The 11,750-nt window shown below is 48.4% G+C and carries 10 protein-coding genes; 2 read left to right on the top strand and 8 right to left on the bottom strand.

The window, feature by feature from the left end; translation table 11 throughout:
* Positions 1-65 precede the first annotated feature (65 nt).
* From AC0YN4_RS19040 to AC0YN4_RS19030, 3 genes are all read right to left on the bottom strand, one after another.
* The gene (locus tag AC0YN4_RS19040; RefSeq protein WP_475836500.1) at positions 66-1,022 is read right to left on the bottom strand and encodes a phosphotransferase enzyme family protein; all 957 of its coding nucleotides are present in this window, start codon (positions 1,020-1,022) and stop codon (positions 66-68) included.
* A gap of 79 nt (positions 1,023-1,101) precedes the next feature.
* Positions 1,102-1,875, bottom strand: a complete 774-nt coding sequence (locus AC0YN4_RS19035; protein WP_475836499.1) for a TerC family protein — start codon at positions 1,873-1,875, stop codon at positions 1,102-1,104.
* Positions 1,876-2,101: 226 nt separating this feature from the next.
* Positions 2,102-3,070, bottom strand: coding sequence for a helix-turn-helix transcriptional regulator (locus tag AC0YN4_RS19030; RefSeq protein ID WP_475836498.1), 969 nt, complete (start codon positions 3,068-3,070; stop codon positions 2,102-2,104).
* 107 nt (positions 3,071-3,177) lie between these two features.
* Between AC0YN4_RS19030 and AC0YN4_RS19025 the strand changes: the two genes are divergently transcribed.
* Positions 3,178-3,657, top strand: a complete 480-nt coding sequence (locus AC0YN4_RS19025; protein WP_475836497.1) for a hypothetical protein — start codon at positions 3,178-3,180, stop codon at positions 3,655-3,657.
* Positions 3,658-3,680: 23 nt separating this feature from the next.
* Positions 3,681-4,157: a GyrI-like domain-containing protein gene (locus tag AC0YN4_RS19020; RefSeq protein ID WP_475836496.1), complete on the top strand. Its 477-nt coding sequence runs from the start codon at positions 3,681-3,683 to the stop codon at positions 4,155-4,157.
* Positions 4,158-4,209: 52 nt separating this feature from the next.
* Here AC0YN4_RS19020 and AC0YN4_RS19015 read toward each other — a convergent pair whose 3' ends face one another.
* From AC0YN4_RS19015 to AC0YN4_RS18995, 5 genes are all read right to left on the bottom strand, one after another.
* Positions 4,210-5,430 (bottom strand): stalk domain-containing protein, encoded by a 1,221-nt coding sequence (locus tag AC0YN4_RS19015; protein ID WP_475836495.1) that lies wholly within the window; start codon positions 5,428-5,430, stop codon positions 4,210-4,212.
* 190 nt (positions 5,431-5,620) lie between these two features.
* Positions 5,621-7,870, bottom strand: coding sequence for a glycosyl hydrolase family 95 catalytic domain-containing protein (locus AC0YN4_RS19010; RefSeq protein ID WP_475836494.1), 2,250 nt, complete (start codon positions 7,868-7,870; stop codon positions 5,621-5,623).
* A gap of 78 nt (positions 7,871-7,948) precedes the next feature.
* A complete protein-coding gene (locus AC0YN4_RS19005; RefSeq protein ID WP_475783354.1) occupies positions 7,949-9,595 on the bottom strand; it encodes an extracellular solute-binding protein in 1,647 nt (548 codons plus the stop codon).
* Between the two features lie 129 nt (positions 9,596-9,724).
* A complete protein-coding gene (locus AC0YN4_RS19000; protein WP_475836493.1) occupies positions 9,725-10,588 on the bottom strand; it encodes a carbohydrate ABC transporter permease in 864 nt (287 codons plus the stop codon).
* Between the two features lie 27 nt (positions 10,589-10,615).
* The gene (locus tag AC0YN4_RS18995; protein ID WP_475783629.1) at positions 10,616-11,545 is read right to left on the bottom strand and encodes an ABC transporter permease; all 930 of its coding nucleotides are present in this window, start codon (positions 11,543-11,545) and stop codon (positions 10,616-10,618) included.
* Positions 11,546-11,750: the final 205 nt, after the last annotated feature.

Below are 11,750 nucleotides of genomic sequence, written 5' to 3'. Positions count from 1 at the left end.
AAAGAAGAACCTCTGGGACGACGGTGTCCCGGAGGTTCTGTTTTTTATATGATGAATACTGCGGCCTACCTAGCAGCTTCCTCCGCCGCCAAGATATCTTGAAACAATTTGAGGGCTTCGGCCTTCGTTTCTTCTCCTAAATCATCCATGATCCATACGTTCCGAGCACACTCTATTAGATCCTGAAGGACCCTTTCTAAGCGGTAATAGGCGAGCACTTCCTCATCCACCTCTACGGCTCCGTACCCTTGGAAGAATGCTTGGTCATGCGGATGACTGACAAAGATGAAATCACGCTCTTTGGGAGCGAGCATCACCTCGTCCCAATCGATAACAAACACTTGCCCTGCCTGATCTCTAATCACATTGGCCGGATGCAGATCCGCATGACAGATGACATGCGGGATCTTTCGCAATTGGAGCGTCCCAGCCAGCTTTTCTAATGCGGTCAACTTCGAGTGTATCGTCAACCTATGCTCTACCCAAGAAGCATGCAGTGTACGATCCAATGGACTTCCGCCTTCGAAGCGTTTAAGTTGATCCTCAAGGGTACTTATCCATCGAACATATTCCGTGGCATCAAAGGCCTCCTGTCGGAGCGATTGCAATCCTTTAGGTGGTAAATTAATCCTGTGAATTAGTTGTAAGGTAGTCCCCAGCTTATTCCACTGCTCCGCCGACATTCCTTCGAAGCTTGAATCCCCCTTGATAAAGGGGTAGACCACGACAATCAAATCCTCTAGACAGGACCACAGGGTACCGCTCTTGGTCGAAATGGGGGCCACGACACCTGTAATCCCCTGATCGCCAAGATATCGAGGAACCTGATATTGAGGTTCGTATAAAGGTTTAGACGTGACTTTGAGCAGATAGTCAGTTCCCTGCTCGCTCACCACATGATACACCGCAGAGCTGTAATCAAGTCCCAGCGGAAGAAACTCAAGTGTCGCAGGAGTCCATTCATACTGCTCCTTTAAGCAGGATTGAAGGAGTTCCTTCGAAACGGTAGGTGTATTACGCATAGCTCTATTTAATTCCTTCCTATACAGGTGTCATCGGCAGCCGTCCTCGGCAGCAGCGGATTCTTGCCATGCGGCCTTATTAAGAAGTGCTCGTCTTTGAAACTCTGTTGCTGGGCGCAAACCAACCAAGAACGGCAACTGCAACCAAGACAGAATAGAAGACTACAGTCCATCCCGTGCTATGAGGAAAATGATGATCAAAAACGCCGATATCCTCATGAGCAAGCGTAATCACAGCAAGCTTTACCCCCACCCAAGCAACAATCGCATAAGCCGTTGTCTCGAGTGCCGGTCGTTGTCCGAGCAGTTGTACAAACCAAGCAGCAGCGTATTTAATTAGTACCAATCCGGCAACCCCGCCAAGCACCACAACAATAAATTGCCCCCCGTCCATGCCACCGAACTCTCTCAGCGGGGAATCCGGCAAGCCAAGCGCGAGCGCAACCGCAGCGAGAATGGAATCAATCGCAAAAGCGAGATCGGCCAGCGCAATCTTGCCGACAGTTGGCCAGAAGCCTTTGCCTGCTGCTACTTGCTTCTCTTCCGCGTGCGTATCTTTATTCTTTTTGCCGAATCGCTCTTGAATAATGTGCTTTAGGCCTAGGTAAAGAAGATAGGCGGCGCCGATCGCCTGCACCTGCCACACATTCGCAATAAAGGATATCGCGAACAGGGCGGCAAAGCGAAAGACAAAGGCCATGATGATCCCGTAATTGATCGCTCGTTTCTTCTGTTCCTCCGGTAACTGCTTTGCAATGACTGCCAGCACGAGCGCATTGTCGGCCGACAACAACCCTTCCAAACCGATAAGAATAAGTAAAGCCCATGCATACTCCAACCACAATGATTCCAACTTGATTCGCCCCCTACGCCAGTAAGTTTCCCTTTTAGAAAATACATATGTGCAATAGGTATACGTAAAAATTGCCGAAGGATTTCAACTTTTTCAACTGTCATCAAAAATACGATACCAACAAGCCCCAGAACGTTCCCTAACCCAATAGAAGCAGCAAAAAGTCCCGATAATTCATAACGCATCATCGGGACCTGAACATTTTTAATAACCTTCAGATAAAAACTCATGAAAATCTTAAATTTGCTAAACGCGCTTCCAACATCACGCGCAGTTCATCGGGAATCCGCTCAAACTCGGTCCCTTTCCCCAGAAACAAAAGCCAATCCGCATAATACGCCAGCGTTTCGGCATCGGTCACATCCAGCTGCACATTGAAGATCCCACTTGACTGGAACATCCCGGTAAAGGACAAAATGATCCCCGGCGGGTGCATACGCTTAAAGCGCTGAATCCCGGTCGTATCAAGCTTCACAACAAGATTGGACTGGCGTGCACGAAGCAGCTTCTTGCTTAGGATCTCTTGCTCAGATAACTTCATCGCCTGCTCCGAAATGGCCGAATCCCGCAGCATGTCGACAGGCAAATAACGAAACTCATCCGTATCCAAATCATAAATCTCGACCAGCCACTGCGCGTTCGAGTTAAAGATATGCAGCAAATATACATCCAGCAGCTGCGGCCAGCCGAGACTCAGCTCATACGTCACGCGCAAATGCTTATCCCGCACAGCAAGCGAAATCAGCTGGTTCAGCTCCGCAGGCGCCGCATCATCGAGCTCCAACAGATTCGGATTGGCGGGATTGGTATTCTCAAATAGCAAGATGTTATTCAGCTCGATCAGCTCATCCTGTTGGGATTGCGACGCGATGCCGATGAGTTTCTCCGTGATGGAACGGCGATTCTGCAGATAAGGCAGCTGTGAATTTTTGGAGGCGATAAAGCTGATAAAAATCGCCTTCAGCTCATCCGGAGTGAAGCGCGCTGCGGGCAGATAATGGTTTTGCAGCACGTTGTAGCCGCCACCTCGCCCAAGCTCGGTCGTCAGCGGAAAACCTAAAGCCTGAATCTCGTTAATGTCGCGAATCGCTGTCGCGCGGGAAATCTTGAATTCCCGCTGGATCTCGGCAATCGTAAAATGCGCACGGTTATTGATATAGCGCATGATTAGGTTCACTCGTTCTGTTTTTTTCATGCTTCTAGTGTATCAAAAATGCTGCAATAAAAGGTATCATTTTTTGATACATTCAGCATCTAGAATCAATCTTGTAAACAACTACATCCCCCAAAGGAGAGAATAATATGACTAACTACTCCATCCAAACCATCTCAGAAAACTACAAAATGACTGCTTTCGGTGTTACACTTGAAGACTACAACGACTGGGCAGGCAATGCAGCCAAAACGGCAGCGAAAAAAGCTGAAATCACTGAAAACGGCAAGCTTGCTGAACTTCTCACGCTCGCAGACGGGCAAGAATATCAAATCAACTTCGCCATCGACCGCAAGGCTTGGCGCGGATTCGGCGTGATGGGTGAGTTCGACGTGGAAGGCGCGATCGTCCTCGATTTCCTAGCTGGCGACTACCTTGTCGTTCCTGGCACAGGCGCTGACAGAGAACGCCTTGCTGATGAAATCACAGGCAAAGTTTTCAGCGGCATGTTGGAAGAAATCACAGACTACAAATACGTTGGTCCCGGTAACTCAACCTTCGTCAAAACAGATGAAAACGGTGGTTTCTACGGCGAAATGTGGCTTCGTGTCAAAAAAGTCGAAGGCTAATCTCTGGAAAAAGGAGCATGCACATGACAGCTTACACACTTGATCACAAACAATCATTCACATTGACCGCTTATGGTTTTTCCATCCAATCCAATTTCCAAGACATGCCGGCGATGCAGCAAGAAAAAGCCGAGTTTTGGGACAAACTTAAGGCTGACGGACGTTTTAATAAACTCAAAGACGCCGCAAAGGACGATCGCGAATGGTCCGTCAACGAGGTTTATCAAGGCAAACCGTGGAATTATTTCGCGGTAGAAGCTAGAAAATCAGTGGCTGACGCAACGCGCACCATCGAGTTTCCGGAGAGCGAGTACATCGTGGTTGCAGGAAACGGTGACAAAGAAACCTTGTTTGATCAGCTGACTTACCGTGCTTTTGGCGAAGTCTTGACCCAAGTTACTGATTATGCTTACATCGGCGGTCCAAATGCGACTTATCGCAAAGATAACGGGGACGGTACGTTCTACGGCGAATTCTGGGTGCCTGTGGTTAAGAAATAATTGGAGTATAGAAAAGAGCAGAAGTTCTCTTCTGCTCTTTTCGCTATCCCTATCACTTGAACAGTACAACCTCTTCGCGACGATCGAAGTCTTGATCGAGGCTAATATCTTCTTTATAATTCCAGCGACCATTGGCATATTCCAAATAAATAAGCGCTTCGTATATATCGTCGCCTTCCATAATGTCTTCTGTCACATCGCTCCAACTAAGCATCCCTTGGACGACAGCCTCCTTCTGTCCAAGGAAGACGACTCGTTCATCGGATAACTTGTACCTCTCTTCGCTATGGTCAAAAATCCCTTTCAGACTGTCTTCCCATGTTTCTGGACCCAAGACATAGTCGTTCCAATGTTTGATAAACGAAGGAGCTGTGTATTGCAGCGTTCGATTAAGGTCCTCTGCGTTGTACGCTGTATAGTAAGTTCTTAGATCCGACAAAACGGCATTCTGCTCGTTAAAGCGGTTCTTCATGATGGCTTCAGCTTTCTGGTCGATGTCCTCCGGAGCTTCCATGTTATTAAAGATCATGCCCTCGTGCGCGATTCTCCATTGTCCTGCTTCATAGCGAATGTTGTACCCGAACACATCTTCACGGTTCAATTCTTCCGTACGCTTGCTATAAGTGACTTGAAGCGTTGCTTCATTGTCAGAAGTATATTCAATTCGATCAATGTTCACTTTGAAGTCGCGGACCGGGATTTCGCTGACTGCTTGATTCGCTTCATAATCGTATTCCAGATTCATATAGCCCAATGTTAGATTGTCAGATGTCAGTAATTTGGGACTAAAGGTTTCGTAATACTTCGTAACGAGCTCTTTCACAGCAGCCTCTTGACCGTAGCCGTATGACTTTAAACTCACGGTGAGCTTCGATTGATTATAATAAACCGAGTACTTCGCGATTTGTCCAAACTGGCGAAGAGGGATATACACTTGTCCGTTAATGACAGGAATGACATGGTCTAAATAGTAGCTGCCATCGTCATATTCTATAACATTATCGCCGGACCAGAATAGAATGTTAGCGCCGTTAACGGTCCCAGAGATTTGCCCTGTACCCGGACCATACTTCGCCTTATACCCCATAGCATCAAATAATTTGCGAAAAGGTACATACATCACGCCCGATTTGACAATCGGATTGACGCCGGCAATCTGTTTATTATTCACTACCAATTGAATCGGCTTACTAACAGAAGCAGCGCCCGCTACAAGCGGGGTAGTTACGACCAAGCAGAAGACAAGCAACAAACCGATAAGCTTTCTGACCATATGACACGTCCTATTCGTAGTATATGATATTGAACCACATACCTTGTTATCGGTTGTAGAGATTCAATAATTTACCACTATTTCCTCTTTTGAACTTATGTAAAACGGAATCCGACCAAGCGGTTCATCGTCAACGACCAACAGATTGATCATAATTCCCACCACTCCTTTGAAAATAGTCCAAACGCTCTTAGAGTGAAGTAATCATGCACCTTTCGCCCGCTACCAGCGCGATCGAGAATATCTCGTTCCTGCTGCAATGAACCTCTTGATCGGTAGAGCCAATTCGCAACATCAGCCTTTCTCCAGCGAAACTATTCTGTACGCGGAAGATTCCTTCGCGTTCGGCACGAAGTTCGACATATTCAAGCTTGTCTGCATGAAGCCTAGCCGAAACAAGCACGCCCATCTCGCCGCGAAAATCGCGGAATTCGACGCTTCGCTTTGCCCAATCGCGTGGAATAGCCGGAAATGGGCGAATCGTTTCTCCATCCGTATGCAAAAGCATTTCCTGCAGTGCACTAACGGCAGCGAAGTTGCCTTCCAGTGTAAAAGGACGATAATGAAACATGCAGACGCCTGCTCGCTTGTAGTCCCCGTTCAGATGAAAACCGTTCGGCGAGCATGTATGCTGCCACATCTGACGAAGATGATAAATCGCCGCTTCTCCGTTGCCTTGCCGCGCATAGAAAGCAGCTGCCCAAGCGAAGCTATAGCCCACCCATTGACCTTTGCCGAGACGCTCTAGGTTCGCAATCGTTGCATCGGTGATTTTGCGATCACGCTCAGATCCTCGATGGTCAAGCAGCTGCAAAGGATAAATCGCCATCATGTGCGAGTGGTGCCGGTGGCTTTCTTGAAGCGATTCTTTCGGATTCAGCATCAGCACATGACGCTCATTAACGGCAAGCTCTGGAAGACCCGCTAGCACGTTCGCCCATCTGTGGGCATCAGCTTCATGATCGAGCCAATCAGCCATATCCTTCAATCGACGGAACAAGTAAATCAGAAGCGCGAGGTCGTAGTTGCTCATGGGATCAAACCAAGCCTCAAGCAAATTGTCGTGAACCTCGGGCGAGCTCGATACAGGCAGACGCAGCTTGCCGTCTTCGCCAGGTACTAGCCATCGCTGCACGCAGTCAGCGGTTTCCTTGAAATAGACATAAGCTTTATCGCGCAGAAAATCACGGTCTCCTGTATACAGCCAGTAATGATCGAACGCCTGGCACACCCAGATGATATTGGTGATACTCATGGAGTACATTGCCCAACCGCCCATTGCTCCGGCAGTAAGCGTCATGACCGAAGGCAGGTTGAGACCCGGGGCATCGAAGAAGCTTTGCGCGAACCGATGGCCCTGAGGCCGCAAATCCCACAAGAAATCGATAAAGCTTTCTCCTTCTTCCAGATGGTTCGCCTTCAAATAGTGCCAGTAACAAAGCTCTGTATTCAAGTCGTGATGATAATCGCCTTTCCACGGCGGCAGAAGCCCTTCATCCGCCGTCCATACGCCTTGCAGCGGCATCGGCGGCGCCCCTTTGCGCGAGCATGAAGCAAATAAATAGTTGTTCAAATACCACTGCTTCTCCGCTTCCGCGTCCGGCAGCGAGATAGAGCTCTTCGCCCAATAACGCCCCCACCAAGCACTATGCTCGCGGAACGCAAGATCGAATCCATCCATACTCGCGTCCGTTACTTTACGCTTGGCATTCTCTAACCAATTCTCTCCGTCATGATTGGCCGTTATCGCATAAACCCATTCTCGCGTACCGTCATCGGTCTTCCGCTGCGCAACGACAATTGCATATTCCAGCTCATGGCACGTTCGCTGATAGAACCATTGCAAGCTGCCTTCCGAGTGTTTAGCCGCAGCCGGGTACCCCAGCCGAGTAAGGCTTGTAGCAAAGACGGGGTCGTTGCTTTCTTCCTGAAACGCACCCGCGTAATCCGGAGGCAGAACTTCCAAAAGTCCATCTGTTTCCGCAGCCCCGGTCATTCTGATATAACCGAGTCCGTTCAAGGCGTGCAGAAAGCTGGATACACCGACAATCTGATCGTCGAACGTAAGCTGGACATGCGCGCAAGCTTCTTCTAAGGCAAGATGACTCCTCATCTTGTCAGCGTGCTTGCTGAAGCGCAGTTCCAGACTGCCCGCTGGCAATTTCGTCGGGTAAGGATAAGTCTCATAGAAGCTGTCGAACCGGTTAAGAAGCGACTCTTGATCACCGCGGCGCACGCAATCGATCATTTCCGCATAGGTGAACCCGTTATCCAGCGCCTCAGGCGCCAGCCGTAAATCCCAAATATCGCCGCGGTCCAAGCTGAATCGGAGCGGCTTCCCATTTCCCCATAAGAGGCAACCGGTCAATCCGTTGCCTAGAGGCAGCGCCTCATCCCATCTGGCGATTGGTTGATCAACTATCAAGTCATGCTTGCTCATCGCTTCAGCCTCCCGGTATAAATAAACCATCCCCCCTTGTTCGGAAGCATCAAAGGAGGAAATGGTTTATTTGCCTTATTATTTCTTCACTTTACTATTCTGCAAATCGAGAATCGCTTGCAAGTCTCCCATTTTCTTGATCGTATCCAGGTAGTTATCCCACTGGTCAAAGCCCATCTCGCCTTTAATAAATTTGACCGCTGATTCTTTGACATACGTGTCGATCGGCGTCATCGTATTCGCTACTTCATCGGTTTCGTCTTTCGACAGCATCACCTTCGGCGCTCTGTCATTCGGCGAGATCGATTCGCTGCCGCCATAGTTATTCGACGCCATATAATAGTTTTCCAATTGCGCCTTGCCGTCGTGGTAGAACAGCACATCCGGAATGGAAGTATAAACGGCGATTCTCTCTTGCGGCGTAAAGACGATGCCAGGACGCGTGCTCATGGATGCGGAAACCCCCATCTTCGCGAGCTGGTCTACGAAGTCCGGAGCGGATTTGAGCGCTGAAAGATACTGCTTATGTCCGTCCTTCACTTCGTATGATTTGCCTTCGATCCCCCACATCAACAGCTCGATCATTTGGTCGCTGTATTGATAATCAAGCAGTTTCACGACCTGCTCCGGATGTTTCGTCTTCGCGGAAATGACGAGGCCAGTGCCGTTTCGCAGCCCTTTTCCTTTAGGCTCGCTGTCGTACTTCCACGCTTTACCGTATGTTGGATTATCTGCCGTCATCGCAAGCGTCCATGTTACGCCCGCTTCCTTATTCGCATTGAAATCAGCAACGTAACCAGACCACAGCTGCGGATAAATGAACGTTTTGCCGCTCGTTGCTTTCGGTTTCGCCTGATCGATCTCGTCCGACCAGAAGGCCGGATCGATCAGCTTCTCGGAATAAAGCTTGTTAAGGAACATGAGCCCCTCTTTGTACGCATCTTCAGTCGGTCCGTATACATACTGCGTGCCATTCCAGTAGATGCCGCTCGACGTATGGTTGGCGTTCAGAATGCCGTCGTAGCCCAAATACTGTTCGCTTTGACCGATCGGATAAGAATCCGGATACAACGCCTTCAGCTGCTTCGCGGCCGCATACATTTCTTCTTGCGTAGCCGGCACTTTGATGTTGTTTTTCTCGAATACATCAAGACGGTAGGCGGCAGCGTATTGGCTTGGCTCTACATCAGAAGGATTCGAATAACCGTCGTAGAAGGCAAACAATTGATTGTTCTCGGTCATCAAGTATTGTTCTTTGTTCTCGGTAGCGTCGACGAAGGTTTTGTAGTTCTCTTCTTGATCGATATATTTGTTCAGGTCAAGGAAAAGACCTTGCACGCCGTATTTGACAATATTATCGTTGCCGAGCACGAGCATAACGTCCGGAATATCGCTGCTTGTCAGCATGATTTGCGTTTTTTCCCTGTACTCGCCCCATGGAATGCGCGTCCACTCGATCGAGACTTTAGTCCCCATGTAGGCTTCGATTTCTTTCTCATATTGCTGCTGGATGAGCGTTCCCGTCGGATCGCCTCCGAAGTGCGGGATCACAACCTTGAGCTTCAATTCTTCGGGTGCGGAAGCTTCGTTCGCGGGAGCGTTCGCTTCGGAATTATTGGATGAAGCGGTATTCCCATCATTCGATTTGCTGCATGCACTTAGAAATACAGTCGATATAAGCGTAATCAGTATCAGTACTCTCAAGATCGAAAACGATTTTTTCATACTAGATCCCCCTCTAGGTTGAACGAAATGGATTGGAATGCAAATGCAACTCTCTATCCCTGCCGCAAAGCTCGTTGAAACGTTCACCTCCCTTCATAGGGCATGCAACAGAATCAGAGATGAAGCTCGTTACCCTTTGATAGAACCTACCATGACGCCCTTGACGAAATACTTTTGCACGAACGGATAGATGCATAGAATCGGAGCCATGGTGATGACGATCGCCGCCATCTGGATGTTTTTCGGATTGATCTGCCGGTTCAGGATCATCTCCTTTACACGCGAGCTTTGCCCTTCCTGCTGCGTGAAAATGATGGAGCGCAAGAACATTTGCAGCGGATACCGATTCTCGTCCTTCAAATAAATCAGCGCATTAAACCATACATTCCAGTGCGCCACGACAGTGAACAAGGCGAAGGTGGCTAGCAGCGCCTTGGACAGCGGCAAATAGATGCGGAACAGTACGACCAAGTCATTCGCTCCGTCGATATAAGCCGATTCCCGAAGCTCCGATGAAATATTTTGAAAGAATGTCCGAAAAATAATAACGTTATAGGCGCTGATGCAGCCAGGCACGACCATAACCCAGAAGGTATTCAGCATATGCAGCTGTTTGATGATCAAGTAGGTCGGTATCATGCCCCCGCTGAAGAACATCGTAATGGCTAGAAATACGGTAATGCTTTTCTTGAGCTGAAATTTTGAAATCGTGAGCGGATACGCCATCAGCGATGTCAGAAACAGCGTCAACAGTGTACCCGCCGCGGCGTAAAGCACCGTATTGCGATAGCTGATGTAGAGCATCGGCTTCTCGAAGATGACGCTATATCCCATCGTGTTAAACCCTCTTGGGAACCATGTTACCTTCCCTAGCGAAATATAATCGGAGTGACTTAAGGAAACCGAAATTACATTGAGCAGCGGGTATATTGTTACAACCACTAGCAACAGCATGAGTCCGATATTAACCGCATCAAAAATACGGGATCCCAAACTTGATTTATATACCATGCGATTCACCTACCATAAGCTCGTTTCCGAGTATTTGCGTGACAGTCGATTCGTAATGAGGACGAATAGGAAGGATACCGCCGATATCATCAATCCGACGGCTGCCGCATACTCGAATCGTCCACCTTCAATCCCTAATCTGTACACATAGGTATCGATTACATCAGCCTTCTCGTAAGTACTCGGGTTGTACATGAGCAGCACCTTCATGAAATCGGTACCTAGAATTCCACCTACGGACAAAATGAACAAAATGATAATCGTAGGCATAATAGCCGGAATCGATATATTCCTGATCTTCTGCCACCGATTTGCTCCATCGATCGATGCCACATCGTAAAGCGTGGGATCCGCATTGCTGAGAGCGGCTAAGTATAGAATGGTTCCCCATCCAATCCCCTGCCAGATGCCCGAGCCGATGAACAACGTGCGGAAGTATTTCGATTCTGTCATAAAGTTAATTGGTTCTAGGCCGTATAGCCCCGTAATCTGGTTAAACAAGCCATCGAGCGATGCAAACTCTTTGAGCATCCCCACGATAATGACGGTAGATATGAAGTGCGGAAAATATGAGACGGTCTGCACGAACTTCTTTAACGCCGTATGCCTGATCTCATTAAGGAGCAGCGCTAGAATGATAGGTGCGGGAAATCCGAATACGAGTCCGTACGCACCGAGAATGAGCGTGTTTTTGATCGTTCGCAAGGCCATTGGATTGTCCAGAAATTGCTTAAAGTATTTGAGACCGACCCACTCGCTCCCCCATATTCCCTTTGCCACGTTGTAATCTTTGAATGCTACAAGCACGCCGTACATTGGAAAGTAGGCAAACACCAGCACGATCAAAAAGCCGGGGAGTACCATGAGGTACAAATATTTTTGCTGCATGCATTCACTCAAAAATCGGTTTGGCCCGCTTGTGCCGGAACGCGCTTTCATTATGCCTTTCGCAGATGCCGTCTGATTCACGACGCGATTCCTCCTTCTTTATGCTTAGACCCGTTATCGTTCATTTCGAACGTCCGCTGTCTGACCTAACGATAGGAGAAACCGTTTTCAACCGCAATTTAAAAGATGTTAGATCATCATCAAAATGTTAGATTCGGCCATATAACTTTTGTTAGGTACCTTAGGCGAAATAAGC

The sequence above is a fragment of the Paenibacillus sp. J22R3 genome (genome assembly GCF_056269305.1).
This window is presented reverse-complemented; position numbering and strand designations above follow the sequence as displayed.

Excerpts from the sequence above, each read along its gene's own strand:
- AC0YN4_RS19010 (WP_475836494.1), bottom strand. The coding sequence starts at position 7,870 with ATGAGCAAGCATGACTTGATAGTTGATCAACCAATCGCCAGATGGGAT.
- AC0YN4_RS19025 (WP_475836497.1), top strand. The coding sequence starts at position 3,178 with ATGACTAACTACTCCATCCAAACCATCTCAGAAAACTACAAAATGACT.
- AC0YN4_RS19030 (WP_475836498.1), bottom strand. The coding sequence starts at position 3,070 with ATGAAAAAAACAGAACGAGTGAACCTAATCATGCGCTATATCAATAAC.
- AC0YN4_RS19005 (WP_475783354.1), bottom strand. The coding sequence starts at position 9,595 with ATGAAAAAATCGTTTTCGATCTTGAGAGTACTGATACTGATTACGCTT.
- AC0YN4_RS19015 (WP_475836495.1), bottom strand. The coding sequence starts at position 5,430 with ATGGTCAGAAAGCTTATCGGTTTGTTGCTTGTCTTCTGCTTGGTCGTA.
- AC0YN4_RS19040 (WP_475836500.1), bottom strand. The coding sequence starts at position 1,022 with ATGCGTAATACACCTACCGTTTCGAAGGAACTCCTTCAATCCTGCTTA.
- AC0YN4_RS18995 (WP_475783629.1), bottom strand. The coding sequence starts at position 11,545 with ATGAAAGCGCGTTCCGGCACAAGCGGGCCAAACCGATTTTTGAGTGAA.
- AC0YN4_RS19020 (WP_475836496.1), top strand. The coding sequence starts at position 3,681 with ATGACAGCTTACACACTTGATCACAAACAATCATTCACATTGACCGCT.